The following is a 17,343-nucleotide window of genomic DNA, read 5'->3' on the forward strand; positions in this document are numbered from 1 at the left end:
CAAGGGAGAGACCATGACCACGATCATCGACGCCGCCCCGGACGACGACGAGCTCGGCGTGCCGGCCGCCCGGCGCCGCAGCGCCGAGCTGGAAAGACAGATCCACGAACGGCCGGGACGGTTCCGCGTGCTGACCGGTGACCGCCCGACCGGCCGGCTGCACCTGGGGCACTACTTCGGCACCCTGCACAACCGCGTCCGCCTCCAGAACCTGGGCGTGGACGTGATGGTGCTCGTCGCCGACTATCAGGTCCTGACCGACCGCGACGTCGCCGACCGGCTGGCCGAGCACGTGGAGGACCTCGTGCTCGACTACCTGGCCGTGGGCATCGACCCGGGCCGGGCCACGATCTTCACGCACAGCGCGGTCCCCGCGCTGAACCAGCTTCTGCTGCCGTTCCTCAGCCTGGTGTCGGTCGCGGAGCTGGGCCGCAACCCCACGGTCAAGGACGAGATCGCGCACTCGCGCCAGTCGGCGGTCAGCGGGCTGATGTTCACCTATCCGGTGCACCAGGCCGCCGACATCCTGTTCTGCAAGGCCGGTCTCGTGCCCGTCGGCCAGGACCAGCTTCCCCATCTGGAGGTCGCCCGCACGATCGCGCGCCGCTTCAACAGCCGCTATGGTCCGGTGTTCCCCGAGCCGGAGGCGCTGCTGTCCGCCGCTCCGCTGCTGCTCGGCACCGACGGCGGCAAGATGAGCAAGAGCCGGGGCAACGCCATCGCCCTGGCCGCGACCGCCGACGAGACCGCCCGGATGATCCGCGGCGCCAAGACCGACGCGGACCGCCGCATCACGTACGACCCGGTGGCCCGGCCCGAGGTCTCCAGCCTGGTGCTCCTGGCCGCGCTGTGCCTGGAGCGCGACCCGCACGAGGTGGCCGGGGAGATCGGCGGCCGGGGAGCGGCCGCGTTGAAGGCCGTCGTCACCGACGCGGTCAACGACTACTTCGCGCCGATCCGGGCGCGGCGCGCCGAGCTGGCCCGGGACCGCGCCCACGTCCGCCGGGTGCTGCGCGACGGCAACGAATGGGCGAACGCCATCGCCGACGACACCCTGAAGGAGGTGCGGGAGGCGATGAAGGCCCTCTACTGAAGGGAAAACCCGCCGCCTGAGGGACGCGTCGCCCACGGGCACGCGTTACTCAAGGGCACGTGTCGCGTGAAGGGGCGTGCGCGGGCTCCCGGACGGCCGGTCGGCCGGTCCGGGAGCCCGCACCGCTCAGCTGTCGCCTTCGAAGAGGCTGGTGACGGAGCCGTCGGTGAAGACCTCGGTGATGGCCCGGGCGAGCAGCGGGGCGATCGACAGGACCGTGAGGCTGTCGAACCTCTTCTCCTCCGGGATGGGCAGCGTGTTGGTCACGACCACCTCGGAGATGCGGGAGTTCTTGAGCCGATCGACGGCCGGGTCGGAGAAGATCGCGTGCGTGGCGGCCACGATGACGTCGGTCGCGCCGTGCTCATACAGGGCGTCGGCCGCCTTGCAGATCGAGCCGCCCGTGTCGATCATGTCGTCGATCAGCACGCAGGTCCGGCCGCGCACCTTGCCGACCACCTCGTGCACCTTCACCTGGTTGGCCACGTCGAGGTCGCGCCGCTTGTGGATGAACGCCACCGGCGTGCCCAGCGTGTCGGACCAGCGCTCCGCCAGCCGTACGCGGCCGGTGTCGGGCGAGACGATCGTGGTCGTCGCCGGGTCGACCTTGCCGCGCAGGTAGTTGATCAGGACCGGCAGGGCGAACAGGTGGTCCACCGGGCCGTCGAAGAAGCCCTGGATCTGGGAGGTGTGCAGGTCGATGGACATCATGCGGTCGGCGCCGGCCTGCTTGAACAGGTCGGCCATCAGCCTGGCGGTGATCGGCTCGCGCCCGCGGCCCTTCTTGTCCTGGCGGCTGTAGCCGTAGAACGGCATGATCACGGTGATCCGCTTGGCGGAGGCCCGCTTGAGGGCGTCCACCATGATCAGCTGCTCCATGATCCACTGGTTGATCGGCGCCGTGTGGCTCTGCATGACGAAGGCGTCGCAGCCGCGCACGGACTCCAGGTAGCGCACGTAGATCTCGCCGTTGGCGAAGTCACGCAGCGCCGTCGGCGTGACCTCGACGCCGAGGGCCTGCGCCACCTCCTCGGCCAGCTCGGGGTGGGACCGGCCGGAGAAGAACATCAGGTTCCGCTCGCCGGTCGTCTTCTTGCCGCTCATGCCGCGCTCCTCGCGTGTCGAGCCTGTTCGCCGTACCGGGCATGGTGCTGGGGCCGGGCCGCGCGTAACGCCGTCCCCCCGTCTCGCCCGGGGGCCGCGAACCCCTTCGCCCGGTCGATGTGGTCGGTCACGGTGTCCTCCTGGCCTGGCCCTTCGGCGCTACGCGGCCGAAACCGCGCCTCGTACCCTTTTCCTGTCCCCGTACGGCCCGCGGAGTGGCGGGCCGCAGGTGGTCCTTTATCGACGGCGCAGTTCACCGGCTCTAGTCACCGGCGGGGTCTCTGCCGTTCGCCGCGGCCACGTCGCCGGCTTCGGTCGCCCGCCGGGCCGCCTCCGCGGACCGGGTGCCGGCGCGGCGGCGCTCCACCCAGCCCTCGATGTTGCGCTGCTTGCCCCGGGCGACCGCCATCGCCCCCGGCGGCACGTCCGACGTGATCACCGATCCGGCGGCCGTGTAGGCGCCGTCCCCGATCGTGACCGGGGCGACGAGCATGTTGTCGCTGCCCACGCGCACGTGATCGCCCACGACCGTGTGGTGCTTGGCGACGCCGTCGTAGTTGACGAAGACGCAGGCGGCGCCGATGTTCGAGCCGACCCCGATCGTCGCGTCGCCGACGTACGTGAGGTGGGGGACCTTGGAGCCCTCGCCGATCCGCGCGTTCTTGGTCTCGACGAACGCGCCGATCTTGCCCTTGGCGCCGAGCACGGTGCCGGGGCGCAGGTAGGAGAAGGGGCCCACGACGGCGCCGGGGCCGATCTCCGCACCGTCGGAGACGGTGTTGCGTACGACGGCCTCCTCGCCGACGACCGTGTCGGTCAGTGTGGTGCCCGGCCCGACCTCGGCTCCCGCCCCGATCCTCGTGGCGCCCTTGAGCTGGGTGCCGGGGTGGATCACGGCGTCGGGCTCCATCTCGACCCCCGCGTCGATCCACGTGCTCGCCGGATCGACGACGGTCACGCCGGCGCGCATGTGCGCCTGGAGGATGCGGTCGTTGAGCACGCGCCGGACGAAGGCGAGCTGGACGCGGTCGTTGACGCCCTCGACCTCGGCGTGGTCGGCGGCCACGTGCGCGCCCACCCGGTGGCCGTCCTCGCGGAGGATGGCCAGCACGTCGGTCAGATATTCCTCGCCCTGGGCGTTGGCGGCGCCGATCCGCCTCAGGCCGTCGGCCAGCAACGCGCCGTCGAAGGCGTACACGCCGGAGTTCATCTCGGCGATCGCGCGCTGCTCGGGGGTCGCGTCCTTCTCCTCGACGATCTCCAGCACCGCGCCGCTCTCGTCGCGCACGATCCGGCCGTAGCCGGTCGGGTCGGGGACGACGGCGGTCAGCACCGTGACGGCGTTGCCGTCGGCGGCGTGCCGTTCCAGCAGGGCAGTCAGGGTCTCGGTGCGCAGCAGGGGCGTGTCACCGTACGTCACCAGGACGGTGCCGTCGAACGGGCCCTCGGCTTCGAGCGCGGTGCGCACGGCGTGGCCGGTGCCGTTCTGCTTCTCCTGGACGACCGTGCGGGCGTCGGCGGCGGTCGTCGCGAGATGGGCGCCGACCTGCTCACGCGCATGCCCGATGACCACGATCAGCCGCTCGGGCGACAGGCCGCGCGCAGCGGCCAGCATGTGGTCGACCAGCGCTCGGCCACAGACCTCGTGGAGGACTTTTGGGGTTTTCGACTTCATCCGGGTGCCCTCGCCGGCGGCGAGGACGATCACGGCTGCCGGGCGCGGCACACTCACGGATTGAGGCTCCCTCGGCGTCGCGGCTCACTACGGATCGTGACTGTATGGATTGAGGGCGGCTTCCCACGCGTCCAATACCCAGGAACCGCACGGTCACCCGCTCGACAAGGTGAGCTTACCTGCCGTACCCCAGGAGGGAACCAGCCCCCCTGGGGCTCCGACAGCCGGACGAAACAGGCTCCCGGGGGAGGATTCGAACCTCCGTTGACAGAACCAAAATCTGTAGTCTTGCCCCTAGACGACCCGGGATGGGCGCGAAGTGCCGTTTTGTCGGATCCCGGCGCCCGCCGGAATCCGACACTCAGGATACAGAGCAGTCCCCCCGGCGCGCTCCCCCAAAATCCAGCGCGAGGAAAACCCCGGCCGAGGCCGCGGAACCCCCGGGCATCCAGCGACAAGCAGGCCGCACTCAGGTGCGGCCAGGCCGATCGGGGGTCACGCCTCCCGCCCCGCCAGGTCCGGGCGCGGGCCATGCCACGCCCCTCGATCGGACCGGCCGCATACCTAGAACGCGCTCTCGATCGGCTTGGCGACCTGCTCCTCGACGGTCCGCCTCGCCGCCGCGGCCCGGCAGCGGCACCGCGTCGCCCCGTCCGGCGGGACCGCGCATGATGCCGAGCACGACGGCCGGGGATGTTATCGAGAGGGCATAGCGGGCAGATCGCCGTGGACGCCGCGGCATCGGCGACGCGGCCGGATGTGAGCACGAGGCACTACCAGATGGCCGACCGTTGACGCAAGACGTGGATTCGCCACCAGTTGCGGCCCGGAGCGTCACCTTCCACACATTCGCTCTTAGGGATTCCTAACTTACGATGGCGTAGGTTACGGTTCCGTAGCCAGACATTCTTCCCCATCTCGTGAGGTAGCCCATGACCGTCCTGACCGAACGTCCCTCCCCACAGCCGAAGCCGGAGTTCGAGCCGGAAGGCAAGAGCAAAGCCGATCTGGTCGTCTTCGGACTCGTCGTCGGCCTTCCGATCCTCGCGGTCATCGCCGCCGTGCCGTTCGCCTGGGGATGGGGCCTGGGCTGGACCGATGTCGCGATCGCCGCCGCCTTCTACATCGTGTCCGGCTTGGGGGTCACGGTCGGGTTCCACCGCTATTTCACCCACGGCTCGTTCAAGGCCAACCGGCCTTTGAAGATCGCGCTCGGGATCGCCGGCAGCCTGTCGCTTGAGATGTCGGTGGTGGACTGGGTAGCCGCCCACCGTAAGCACCACAAGTTCTCCGACAAGGAGGGCGACCCGCACTCGCCGTGGCGGTTCGGGCCCGGCTTCAAGTCGATGTGCAAGGGCCTGCTGTACGCGCACGTGGGCTGGCTCTTCGAGGTCGAGCGCGTCAACCGCGCCAAGTACGCCCCGGACCTGCTCAAGGACCCGGACATCATGAAGCTGCACCGGTGGTTCCCGACGTTGGCGATCACCTCCCTGCTGCTCCCGCCGGTCCTTGGCGGCCTCATCACCTGGTCGTGGCAGGGCGCGCTCACCGCGTTCTTCTGGGGCACGCTGATCCGGATCGGGCTGCTGCACCACGTGACCTGGTCGATCAACTCCATCTGCCACGTGTTCGGCGAGGAGGTGTTCGAGTCGCGCGACAAGTCCCGCAACGTGTGGTGGCTGGCCATCCCGTCGTTCGGCGAGTCGTGGCACAACCTGCACCACTCCGACCCCACCTGCGCCCGGCACGGCGCGCTGAAGGGCCAGATCGACCTCAGCGCGGGCCTGATCCGCTGGTTCGAGAAGGCCGGATGGGCCTACGACGTGCGCTGGCCGACCCCCGAGCGGCTGGCGGCGAAGCGCATTGCCTGACGACTCAGTCAGCGGTGACGGCAGGGCCGCTCCGCGTAACGCGGCGGCCCTGTCCCTCACACCGACGTCCCCCGCATCCGCACCCTCTTCTCCGGCGGCGCAGGCCACACCCGCCCTCCCGACACCCGCCCGGCAGGCCCCTGCCCGTTCGACGTCGACCCGTTCAACGTCGACCCGTTCAACGTCGGCCCGTTCGGCATCTGCCCGTCAGGCACCGGCCCGTTCGGCATCGGCCGCCGCCGGCACTCGTACGGCCTCCGCCTCCGCGGTGGTCGTACCGGCGCGTCCGGCCACTTCCACCAAACAATCGCGAACCGGTCCGAACCGAGTTCGAGCCGCCGCACCCGCCATGATGGAACCCGTGAGCGAGTCCTCCCGATCCCGAAGACGCATGACCGGCGCGGAACGGCGCGAGCAGCTGATCCAGGTCGGCCGTGCCCTGTTCGCGGACAAGGGCTTCGACGGCACCTCGGTCGAGGAGATCGCGGCCAGCGCCAAGGTGTCCAAGCCCGTGGTGTACGAGCACTTCGGCGGCAAGGAGGGCATCTACGCCGTCGTCATCGACCGGGAGATGCAGCGCCTGCTCAGCCTGGTCACCCAGGCCCTGTCGGCCTCGCATGCCCGCATCAAGCTGGAGCGCGCCGCACTCGCCCTCCTCCAGTACATCGAGGAGAGCAGCGAGGGATTCCGCATCCTGGTCCGCGACTCCCACGCCGCCTCGGGCACGGGCACCTTCGCCAGCCTGATCAGCGACATCGCCAGCCAGGTGGAGGACGTGCTGGCGGACGAGTTCAAGGAGCGCGGCTACGACCCCAAGCTCGCGCCGATGTACGCCCAGATGCTCGTGGGGATGACCGCCCTCACCGGGCAGTGGTGGCTCGAAGTGCGCAAGCCGCGCCGCGAGGAGGTCGCCGCTCACCTGGTGAACCTGTCCTGGAACGGCCTGACCGGCCTCGACGCCAATCCCATGCTCACCGCCGCGACGCGCGGCCTGGTCCTGTCCCCCTCCGCGGAGACCCGTACGGCGAGACCCGCCGAGCGCGAGTCGAAGGAGCAGGAAAAGCTCCGCCGCGAGCAGGAGAAGGCACGCGAACGCGAACAGCGCGAACGCGCCAAGCAACTCGAACGCCAGCAGCGCGAGCTGGAGAAGGCCAAGGAACGCGAACAGCGCGAACGGGCCAAGGAACTCGAACGGCAATTGAAGGAGCAGGAAAAGCTCCGCCGCGAGCAGGAGAAAGCGCGCGAACGCGAACAGCGCGAACGCGCCAAGCAACTCGAACGCCGCCAGCGCGAGCTGGAGAAGGCCAAGGAACGCGAACAGCGCGAACGGGCCAAGGAACTCGAACGGCAGCAGCACGGCGAGAGCTGACCGCCCGCCGGCGGCTCGCCGGCGGGCGCCGCTACAGCGCGAAAAGCCGCTCAGCACGGTCCGGCGACCCGCTCAGGGTGATCCCGCAACCCGCTCGGGGGAGGTCCGGCGACCCGCTCAGGGTGATCCCGCAACCCGCTCGGGGGAGGTCCGGCGACCCGCTCAGGGTGATCTGCGATGCCGTGGGAGCGCGGCTCGCGGGCGGTCCCCGCCGACGAGAGAGGCACGCCGGCATCACGCGGGAGGCGGAGGGCGCGCGCGGGGAAGCGCGTGCGACGCACAGGCAGCGCGCGGGAGGCCCTGCCCTGGAAGCGCGAGAGCGCGCGGGAGGCCCTGCCCTGGAAGCGCGAGAGCGCGCGGGACGCACAGGAAGCGCGTGGGACGCACAGACAGCGCACGCGGGGAGCGCGCGGCGGTCGCCGGTGACGGGTGAAGCGTGGAGATCGGGAAGAGCGCGGTCTGACAGAGTGGCCTGACAGAGCGGTCTGACGCTTTCGTTGCGGTTCAGTTAACGTTCTGTTCAACGAGTTGGGGCATATTTCGTTATATGTCCGCCCAAAGCTCCCCCGCCCGCGAGCCGGAGGAGGCCGACCTCCCCGCGCAGACGCCGCTGCCCAACGATCGGTTCCTCAACCGTGAAGAGAGCTGGCTCCAGTTCAACGAACGCGTCCTGGAGCTGGCGGAGGACTCCTCGGTGCCGCTGCTCGAACGCGTCAGGTTCCTCGCCATCTTCGCGAGCAACCTGGACGAGTTCTTCCGCGTACGGGTGGCCGGGCTCAGACGGCGGATGGCCACCGGCCTGCTGCTGCGGACGACGGGCGGGCTGAAGCCGAGCGAGGCGCTGTCGCGGATAGCGACGGTCGCCGACGACCTGGCGCGCAGGCACGCGGCGGTCTTCCACGAGCTCATCTGCCCGGAGCTCGCCGAGCAGGGCATCGCGATCGTCCGCTGGGAAGACCTCGCACGGGACGAGCGGACGGCGCTGCGCAAGCTCTTCCGTGAGCGGATCCGGCCGGTCCTGACGCCGCTGGCCGTCGATCCCGCCCACCCGTTCCCGTACATCTCGGGTCTTTCGCTGAATCTGGCCGTGACCGTGCGGAACCCGGAGAACGGCCACACGGTGTTCGCGCGGGTGAAGGTCCCCTCGCAGCTCCCCCGGTTCGTGACCGCCTCGCCGAACCGGTTCGTCCCGCTTGAGGACGTGATCGCTGCCCACCTGGGCGAGCTGTTCAAGGGCATGCAGATCGTGCAGCACCATGTCTTCCGGGTGACCAGGAACGAGGACCTGGAGGTCGACGAGGACGTCACCGAGAACCTCATGAAGGCGCTGGAGCGGGAGCTGTTGCGCCGCCGGTTCGGGCCGCCCGTACGGCTGGAGGTCGAGGACACCATCACCCCGCAGGTGCTGGAACTGCTCGTGGACGAGCTCGGCGTGTCCGACAACGAGATCTACCGGCTGCCCGGGCCGCTCGACTTGACCGGGCTGCACGCCATCGCCGACCTCGACCGCCCGGAGCTGCACTACCGGCCGTTCGTCCCGGCGGAGGCGATCAGCGCCGAGGACGACCTGTTCACCGTGCTGCGCGAGCGCGACATCCTCGTCCATCACCCGTACGACTCGTTCGCGACCAGCGTGCAGCGGTTCGTGGAGGAGGCGGCGGCAGATCCGGACGTGCTGGCGATCAAGCAGACCCTCTATCGCACCAGCGGCGACTCGCCCATCGTGGACGCGCTGATCGACGCGGCCGAGGCGGGCAAGCAGGTCGTGGTCGTGGTGGAGATCAAGGCGAGGTTCGACGAGCACGCGAACATCTCCTGGGCGCGCAAGCTGGAGACGGCCGGGTGCCACGTGGTCTACGGCGTGCTCGGCCTCAAGACGCACTGCAAGCTGGCCATGGTCGTCCGCCAGGAGGCGGGCGGCGAGCTGCGGCGCTACTGCCACATCGGCACCGGCAACTACAACCCCAAGACGGCCCGGCAGTATGAGGACTTCGGCCTGCTGACGGCGGATCCGCAGGTGGGCGAGGACGTCACCGACCTGTTCATCCACCTGACCGGATACTCCCGCCAGTCGGAGTATCGCCGGCTGCTGGTCGCGCCCAACTCGCTGCGCCAGGGCCTGCTCGCCCGGATCGAGCAGGAGATCGCCCATCGCACCGCGGGCCGCCCGGCCCGGATCCGGATCAAGACGAACTCGATCGTGGACGAGCCGATCATCGACGCGTTGTATCGCGCCTCGCAGGCGGGGGTGCCGGTGGACCTGTGGGTCCGTGGCATCTGCACCCTGCGTCCCGGTGTGCCCGGCCTGTCGGAGAACATCCGCGTACGCAGCGTGCTCGGCCGTTTCCTCGAACACTCACGGATCTACGAGTTCGGCGGGGGGCGGCGGCCGGAGATCTGGATCGGCAGCGCCGACCTGATGCGCCGCAACCTCGACCGGCGGGTCGAGGCGCTGGTCAAGGTCGCCAGCCCGCAGCAGCGCCGGTATCTGTCCGATCTGCTCGACCTGGCGTTCCGCGACACCACCACGGCCTGGACGCTGCACTCCGACGGCAAGTGGCTGCGTCACCGGGGCGAGGTCGATCTCCAGCACCATCTGATCGCCGGACGGCGCTGGCGGACCGTGGACGACGTGGCGGACTGACGGATCGACGGCCGGGGGCGGGGTCGGTGACATGGCCATGGGCATGATCAGGGCGGCCGGGGCCGTCGTCTGGCGGGGTGACGAGGACGACCCGGAGGTCGCTCTCGTGCACCGCCCGGCGTACGGCGACTGGAGCCTCCCCAAGGGGAAGCTCAAGCGCGGCGAGCACGTGATCGCCGGGGCCCTGCGCGAGGTGCGGGAGGAGACCGGCCTGGAGGTCGTGCTCGGCCGTGCGCTGCCGCCCGTGCACTACATGCACGGCGACCGGCTCAAGCGGGTGGACTACTGGCTCGCCCATGCTCTCGACGACCGGGTCGCGGCCGACGGCGACGAGGTCGATGAGGTGGTGTGGCTGCCGATCGAGGAGGCGCAGCGGCGCCTGACCCACAGGTGGGACCGCGGCCTGCTGCGCGCCGCCGGTGCCGCTCCCCTGCCGACCACGCCGCTGATCCTCGTGCGGCACGCGCTGGCGGGCTCCCGGCAGGAGTGGAAGGGCGACGACGACCTGCGGCCACTGGACGAGCGCGGGCGCGCTCAGGCCGAGGTGCTGGCCACGGTGCTGGGGGGCTACCGTCCGGCCGTGCTGGTCAGCTCGCACAGCAGGCGCTGCACGCAGACGCTCATGCCGTACGCCGAGCGGCACGGGCTGGAGGTGCGGGAGGAGACGGCGCTGTCGGAGAGCGGATACGACCCCCGCAAGGCGGAACGGCTGATGCGCGAGCTGCTGGCCGCGCCCGAGGCGGCGGTGGTGTGCAGCCACGGCAAGGTCCTGCCCGAGCTGCTGGGCATGGCGGGCCAGGCGCTGCGCGGCGTGCGGACCGCCGATCACACTCTCCCCAAGGGCGGCTTCGCCGTCCTCCACCGCGCCATGCACCCGGGCGCCACCGACCCCGGCCCCGCCCGCGTTGTCAGCCTGGAGCGTTATACGACCTGAACCCTCAGGCGAGGCGGGACCAGACGACGGGGAACTCATCGTGGGCCCGGGCCGCCTCGGCGCTCTCGATGCCCACGAGCACGCCGTAGGTGAAAGTGTCCTCCCCGGCCCGGCGGGCCCTTTCCGCCTCCTCCAGCAGCACGCCCTGGGCGACGACACCGTCCTGGTGCCGTCCGAGCACCTCCTGCACCTCCTTGGCGCGCTCGGCCGCGCCGGACATGCCGGCGGCCTCCGCCGTATATCTGGCGCGCTTGGCGGCCTTGCGCACGTCGTGCATGGCCGCCTCCCGCTCCGCGCCCTCCTCCATGCGCCGCGCCGCTTCGTAGGCGTCGGTCACCCGCCGCCAGTTCCTGTCCACGATCTTCGGCAGCGCCTTGTCCGCGTTCTTGGCCGCCGCGGCCGTCAGCGGCGGGTCGGCGGCCAGCGCGTCGAGGGCGTCGAGCAGCGCGAAATAACGGCTCTCGCTGAGCACGCCCCGGATCCGCTCGTACGCCTCGTGTTCCCTGGCCTGCAGGTCGTCGCCCAGCCTGCGGCGCGCGTCGGCGGTGACGAAGCGGGGATCGAGGCCGTCGAGCCGGCCGGCGAAGCGCGCCCTGATGACCTCCAGGTCACGCGCCTCGCCGAGCACCTCGCCGAGCCACCTGAGCTCCTCCTGGAGATCCTCGGTGCCGGCGACGATCCGTTTGAACGCCTTGAGCGCGCTGCGCAGGCGGCGGCCGGCGACCCTGGCCTTGTGGACGGCGTCCTCCTCGGCCAGCCGCACGTGCGGGTCCTGCGCGATCAGCGCGTCGGCGTGGGCGCGGAGGTAGGCGACGACGACCTCGCCGACCGAACCGGGCTCGGGCCGGATCCTCGGCGGCGGCGCGGGGATGCGGTCTCCCAGGACGCGGGCGAGTTTGCTCGCGCTGTCCGCGGGAGTGGCGCCGGCCTTGCGCAGCCGCTTGGCGACCTTCTCAAGGAGGCCGCGATCGCCCTCCTTGAGCTCGGCCTCGACCTCGCGCCAGCGCCGCACCACCGGCTCGTCCCCGAGCACGGTGCCCTTCACGCGGTCGTCGGCGATCTCCACAAGGACCGTGCTCTCCGTGCCACCCGTGCCACCCGTGCCCCCGGTGCCACCCGCGCCGCCTGTGCCGTCCGCGCTGCCCTCGCCGCCCATGCTGCCCGAGCCGCCTGCGCCACCGGGGCCGAGCAGCCGGGTGATGCTGCGGCGGGTCTCCAGCCGGGCCACCGGCGCGAGCGGGGCGCCCCGCGTGTACGCGAGGACGAGGCTCGCCAGCTCGGCGGGCACCACCTTGGCGCTGCGGGTGAGCGGCCGGGTGATCTCCTGGCGGGCTCCCTTGGCCTTGGGCAGCTTGAGGTGCCAGCCCTCGTCGTCCCCGCCGCGCCGCCTGCGCAGAGTGACGCCGCGAGCCGCCAGCCGCAGATCGGGGGTGTCGAAATAGACCGCGGTCAGGCGGTGGGAGAGCGGCTCGGACACCCCCTCGCACCCCGGCACGCCGCTGAGGTCGGGCAGGGCGAAACCCTCCGGAACGTCGAACTTGTCCTCGATCTCCAACGCCACCGTTCCCCCCGAATGCCCCGGTTTACGGTCATATGCCCCCCAAGGTGAACAGTACGTTCCGCTCACCACGGGCGCGCCGGCTCCACGCATTCATGGCCGCGGCGCGGTCAACCGGCCCGTTCGGGCGCGCGCCCACTCACAGGTGCGCGACGACGAAGATCCGCCGGAACGGGAACAGCGTGCCGTACGGCCTGGGGGGATAGACGGCGCGCAGGCCGCGGGCGCAGTCGGCGAGGAAGTCGGCGTGGCGCTCGGGCGGCAGCCGGTCGAGCATGGGCCGCAGGGCGGTGCCCTTGATCCAGTTCAGCACGGCGTCCTCCCCCGGCAGCACGTGGATGTAGGTCGTCTCCCACGCGTCCACGGTGAAGCCGAGATCGGCGAGCAGGTCCACGTAGTCGGCCGGCTCCCGGACCGGCGCGTCCCGCGGCACGTCGCCCAGCTCCTCCCGCCAGGTCGTACGGCACAGCTCGCGCACGACGGCGTGACTCGGCGCGTCGAAGTTGCCGGGCACCTGGAAGGCGAGCCAGCCGTCCTCGGTCAGGTGACTCCTCCACCGGCGCAGCAGGTCGGGGTGTTCCGGCACCCACTGCAGGAGCGCGTTCGAGACGATCACGTCGACCGGGCGGGGCGGCTGCCACTCCCGGACGTCGACAACCTCGAACGTCGGCCCGGGCGGCGCCTTGGCGATCATCGCGGGCGAGGAGTCGACGCCGTGCACCCGAGCGCCGGGCCATCGGTCGCACAGGGTCGCGGTGAGCTCCCCGGTGCCGCAGCCGAGATCGACCACATACTCGGGCGACTTGGCGCCCACCCGGGCCACGAGCTCGTGGAAGGGGCGGCCGCGCTCGGCCGCGTACCGCTCGTAGACCACCGGATCCCAGATGTCCGCACCCATGCCACGCACCTCCATTATCTTGACATCGAGATAAATCGATATCGCGGGAGATATCTCGATGTCAAGAGAAGCTAGACTCGGCCCATGACCTTCTCGAGGCCCGTCGAGGACGAAGTGGACCGGCTGGTCGCGGCCTGGAGACAGGAGCGCCCGGACCTGGACGTGACGCCTCTCGAAGTGCTGAGCCGGGTCTCCCGGCTGAGCCGGCACCTGGAACGCGAGCGCCGCGCGGCCTTCGCGTCGCACGACATGGAGTCGTGGGAGTTCGACGTGCTGACGGCCCTGCGCCGTGCGGGGGAACCGTACGAGCTGAGCCCGGGCGCACTGCTTCGCGCCACCCTGGTGACCTCCGGCACGATGACCAACCGCATCGACAGGCTGGCCGCCGGAGGGCTCGTCACCCGGCGCCCGGACCCGGAGGACCGGCGCGGCGTGCTGGTGCGGCTGACCCCCGCCGGGATGCACCGTGTGGACGCGGCCTTCGCCGACCTGCTGCGCCGCGAACGCGAACTCCTCGCAGGTCTCGACCAGCACGAACAGAAGGCACTCGCCGCCCTGCTGCGCACGCTTCTGATCCCCTTCGACACCTCCGACGCGTCCGCCCACTGATCCGGCGGAGCCGTCGCCGCCCCCGGCCCGGCCGTCCGATGGAGGCGGAAGCCGGCCGGACCCCGGGGGGTTGACACCGACAAACGTTCCCGTCCGGGGTAAAACATGCCTTCTTTGACGTTTGTCACTTTTGGCGCTTTTGGCGGCACCTCGAACGCACGCCAGCCCGCTATTGACTCATGTCCAACCGGCATCGATATGATGCATATCCGTGTGATTTACGTCACACACCTTCCTTGGATCGGTCCAGCACCGGGCGAGGCCCGAGGCGACCGAAAGGTCTGTGATCAGCGGAGACGGGGTCCGCGCCGCCATGACGACGCGGCCACCACGCCGGAGCGGAGACTCTCCGGGCGCGGAGAGGAAACCCGAAATTCCTGGTTTCAGAGGGTTTCTCGTTATAACTTCCGACCGTTCCTTCACTGACGTATGGGGCGCGAGTGACGCCTCACGACAGACCAGGGAGATCCTCTTGAAACGCACTCTCGCTCTGGGCGGGGTCGCGGCCGGCCTGCTGGCCTCCGCGGCGATCGCTGCCCCGGCTCACGCCGACTCCATCCCGTCCGTCAACCTCGCCAAGACCAACCTCGCCGCTCAGCAGGTCGCGGCGTTCTGGTTCGGTCAGGCGCGGGCCAACCTGATCAACGCCACGCCGTACGGCGTGGAGACCAAGATCTCGGCCAAGCACGTGTCGACCGGCGGGGCTTCCGCCGACACCAAGGCCGGCGTTGTCGGGTCGAGCGGCGACCAGAAGGCCGCCAGCGGCAGCCTCAAGAACGTGAACCTGCCGAAGACCACCGGCAAGGTGTTCTTCATCGGCGCCGACGGCAGGCCGCACTGGTGCTCGGCGACCGCCGTGCAGTCGCAGTACAAGAACCTGGTGGCGACCGCGGGTCACTGCGTCTACGACACCAAGTCCAACGCCACGACTCTGGACAAGTGGGTCTTCATCCCCGGCTACTACGAGGGCAAGACCCCCTGGGGCATCTACGTCGGTAAGACCGCTTACACGCACTACGACTACAGCGTGTACGAGGACGGCGACCGCGACTACGCGTTCGTCACGGTCTACAACGGCGTCCAGGTCACGGACGTGCGCTACGACAAGCACGACGACCACCGCGGCAAGGGCCACAGCGGCCGCTACGACCACGACGGCAAGCACCGCGGCGGACGTGACCACGGCAAGAGCGATTGGCGTGTGGCGCCCGTCTCCGTCCGGCAGTTCCAGGCCCTGAACAGGGGCAAGGACCTCACCGGCAACGGCCCCTGGGCCAAGGGCACCGGCGTCCAGACCCACGAGATCGGCGAGTTCGCCTACCACAGCCACGCGGACTCGTACGTCAGCCGTGACGGCAAGACCCTCTACTTCCGCAAGAAGGTCTGGGACCGCGACGACTACAAGGGTCCGAAGAGCGACGACAAGCAGCTCACGCCGAAGGCCGCGCCCAGCGGCGAGAACAACCGCTTGGCGCCTCCCACGCCTCCCAAGCCCCCCACGCCTCCGAAGCCCCCCACGCCCCCGGAGCCGCCCAAGCCGCCCAAGCCGCAGCCGACCGTCACGGTCACAGCGACCGCGACCGCGACCGCCACGGTCACGGCGACAGCGACCGTCACCGCGACCGCGACCGTCACCGCGACTCCCACCTACAAGCCGACGGCCAAGCCCACCTTCCGCCCGAAGTACAAGTACTACGCGCGGACGTTCTGGGCGCAGACCCGCGTCGACCACCGGCCGCACGGCACCCTGAAGATCACGCTGAAGGACGTCGGCAGCCTCGGCTCCAACGTCGGTGGTCAGGGCCTGGCCTACAACCAGAAGATCGGCACCTCGATCTTCATGTTCGGCTACCCGAGCGGGTCGCACCCGGACGGCAACTACGCCTTCACCGGCAAGACCCAGAAGTGGGCCTACGGCAAGACCTTCAAGGCGAGCTCCGCGGCCATCAAGGGCGAGGAACTCGTGGGGGTCAAGTCCTCCTTCACGGGCGAGGGCGCAATCGGCTCGTCCTGGCTCTACCGCTACAGCAACGCCAAGCGGCTCGGTTACCTGAACGGTGTGACCATCGGTGTCGCCGACACCGACGGCAACGGCCGCATCGACACCAGCATCTCGCCGTACTTCGACGGTGAGACGCTCGGCGTCTACAAGGCCGCCGCGGCCAACTGGTCCGGCAAGATCGTCTGAGTCTCCGACTCCTGACGTCCAGGAGGGCCCGGCTGTTCGCAGCCGGGCCCTTTCCTTTTGTCTGCCGCCTCTCGCCAGCCGGCTCGCGCCGGTCGCCTCACGCCCGTTGCCGTGTGCCTGGCGCCTTGTGCCTGGTCAGGGCAGCCCCTCCCCGATGGGTGACGAGCGCGGGCGGCCGCCCTGTTCGCACCGCCACGCCGGCCGCCCGTACGGCCTCTCAGGCCCGTTCCCGGCCTCCCCGGCTTGATCGACCATGTCGGAGTTCGACGGACTTTCCCCGCACAGCGGCATTAGGGAATCCGCTTCCTCGGGCCCATGACCCCTTCGCGACTTCGTCGGCACGACCCCGGAGAAAAGCACACGAACAAAGGACGGCCGGGCCACGAGGAGTCAAAAATGATCAGGACAATGATCACTGACAGACTGGTAAATCGCAATGAGGAAATCATCTGCGGCAGACCACCAGGAAAGCGAGCGGAAAGCTACTCGCACCTGCTTCACTAAGCCTCGCCGCCAACTTACCAAGAGCACCGCATCGCGGGCATGAAAGCCTTCGAGCGGCTCTCGCATCCGCGGTCTCGCGCCGATTCGAGGGGCACGGCAAGCCGTCACAGACAGCTCTCCCAGACGAGCCGAACGCCGACAAAACATCGATCTACCTGCGCGAACGCTACCGACCCACTGGCCTCCGAGCACGAACGACGCCCCCGCTTCGCCCTCTCGGCGACGGGCGTTCAATCACCGCCGGAATCGCGCCCGCAAACTGTGCGATGACAGTGATACTCCGCCCGGAAAACCCACTCTGCCATTCAGATAATGCGCATCGCGAGCCGTACGGCGTTCCCGAGAAAGCTCCAGCCGAGCCCTGAACGGCTCGATTCGGCGGCTTAGAGTGCCCAGTGGATATCGGTCATCCGATTAGCTGGCTTACCGGATGGTAACCCCCCTCGGCGAGAGTTCCCAGGAAGCCTTCAGGAAGGCCATCGCCGCACCGCGGCGGCCACCTCTCGGCAGCCTTCCAGCGCAGGGGAACCGGAGCCGGCCAAGGCCCGCTCCAGCGGTCCAGGGAGGGCCGCGTCGCGGCCATCCGGGGATCTACGTGCTCCTTCGCACATCTCCTTGATCATCAAGCCGCGTCCTCCGGTCGGCCACACGGACCAAGGTCCAGGCGAACGGGCACACTCTGACGCAATTTCCCGGCCATCCGGTTTCACTCAAACCTGTGATTTACGTCACATTGAGCCGTGACCGACCTGGCGCGGAACGTGACCGTAATCCTTCCACACAGCCCGCGATCAGCTCGTTTTCAGCTTCCGTTCAGGAAGCGACTGAAGGCACGAAGTTGGAGGCAATGCGCGAAGCGATCAATTCCACTTACGTCACTCCAATTGGTCCTATAG

11 protein-coding genes and 1 tRNA gene are annotated in these 17,343 nt (G+C 69.7%); 7 read left to right on the top strand and 5 right to left on the bottom strand.

From position 1 onward, the window contains the following. Nucleotides 1-13: 13 nt before the first annotated feature. A complete protein-coding gene (gene trpS, locus HCK04_RS30375) occupies nucleotides 14-1,093 on the top strand; it encodes a tryptophan--tRNA ligase (RefSeq protein ID WP_142650787.1) in 1,080 nt (359 codons plus the stop codon). A 126-nt stretch (nucleotides 1,094-1,219) separates the two neighbouring features. On the opposite strand, the gene HCK04_RS30380 is transcribed toward trpS, so the two are convergent. From HCK04_RS30380 to HCK04_RS30390, 3 genes are all read right to left on the bottom strand, one after another. Continuing rightward, a complete protein-coding gene (locus tag HCK04_RS30380) occupies nucleotides 1,220-2,197 on the bottom strand; it encodes a ribose-phosphate diphosphokinase (RefSeq protein ID WP_142650788.1) in 978 nt (325 codons plus the stop codon). Between the two features lie 262 nt (nucleotides 2,198-2,459). After that, nucleotides 2,460-3,929, bottom strand: a complete 1,470-nt coding sequence (glmU, locus tag HCK04_RS30385; RefSeq protein ID WP_142650789.1) for a bifunctional UDP-N-acetylglucosamine diphosphorylase/glucosamine-1-phosphate N-acetyltransferase GlmU — start codon at nucleotides 3,927-3,929, stop codon at nucleotides 2,460-2,462. 181 nt (nucleotides 3,930-4,110) lie between these two features. After that, a tRNA-Gln gene (locus tag HCK04_RS30390) sits at nucleotides 4,111-4,181 on the bottom strand. Nucleotides 4,182-4,804: 623 nt separating this feature from the next. Here HCK04_RS30390 and HCK04_RS30395 point away from each other — a divergent pair. The 4 genes from HCK04_RS30395 to HCK04_RS30410 all read left to right on the top strand — a co-directional run bounded on the left by HCK04_RS30395 (nucleotide 4,805) and on the right by HCK04_RS30410 (nucleotide 10,690). Continuing rightward, entirely contained in the window at nucleotides 4,805-5,743 is a 939-nt protein-coding gene (locus tag HCK04_RS30395) for an acyl-CoA desaturase (protein WP_142650790.1), read from the top strand. A 352-nt stretch (nucleotides 5,744-6,095) separates the two neighbouring features. Next, nucleotides 6,096-7,112: a TetR/AcrR family transcriptional regulator gene (locus tag HCK04_RS30400; RefSeq protein WP_142650805.1), complete on the top strand. Its 1,017-nt coding sequence runs from the start codon at nucleotides 6,096-6,098 to the stop codon at nucleotides 7,110-7,112. A gap of 547 nt (nucleotides 7,113-7,659) precedes the next feature. Next, on the top strand, nucleotides 7,660-9,756 hold the full coding sequence (locus HCK04_RS30405) for an RNA degradosome polyphosphate kinase (protein ID WP_142650791.1): 2,097 nt from the start codon (nucleotides 7,660-7,662) through the stop codon (nucleotides 9,754-9,756). Between the two features lie 31 nt (nucleotides 9,757-9,787). Beyond that, entirely contained in the window at nucleotides 9,788-10,690 is a 903-nt protein-coding gene (locus HCK04_RS30410) for an NUDIX hydrolase (protein ID WP_240971943.1), read from the top strand. 4 nt (nucleotides 10,691-10,694) lie between these two features. Here the strand turns inward: HCK04_RS30410 and HCK04_RS43835 are convergent, their stop codons facing one another. Together HCK04_RS43835 and HCK04_RS30420 are read right to left on the bottom strand one after the other, a co-directional pair. Next, nucleotides 10,695-12,251: a CYTH and CHAD domain-containing protein gene (locus HCK04_RS43835; RefSeq protein ID WP_142650792.1), complete on the bottom strand. Its 1,557-nt coding sequence runs from the start codon at nucleotides 12,249-12,251 to the stop codon at nucleotides 10,695-10,697. 136 nt (nucleotides 12,252-12,387) lie between these two features. Beyond that, entirely contained in the window at nucleotides 12,388-13,146 is a 759-nt protein-coding gene (locus HCK04_RS30420) for a trans-aconitate 2-methyltransferase (RefSeq protein ID WP_185949063.1), read from the bottom strand. Between the two features lie 84 nt (nucleotides 13,147-13,230). On the opposite strand from HCK04_RS30420, the gene HCK04_RS30425 reads away from it, so the two are divergent. Next, complete coding sequence (locus HCK04_RS30425) at nucleotides 13,231-13,755, top strand: MarR family transcriptional regulator (protein WP_142650793.1); 525 nt, start codon at nucleotides 13,231-13,233, stop codon at nucleotides 13,753-13,755. A gap of 472 nt (nucleotides 13,756-14,227) precedes the next feature. Continuing rightward, entirely contained in the window at nucleotides 14,228-15,943 is a 1,716-nt protein-coding gene (locus HCK04_RS41485; protein WP_205830898.1) for a hypothetical protein, read from the top strand. The last annotated feature ends 1,400 nt before the right edge of the window (nucleotides 15,944-17,343 follow it).

The sequence above is a fragment of the Microbispora sp. CL1-1 genome (genome assembly GCF_012034195.1).
In the GTDB taxonomy this organism is placed as follows: domain Bacteria; phylum Actinomycetota; class Actinomycetes; order Streptosporangiales; family Streptosporangiaceae; genus Microbispora.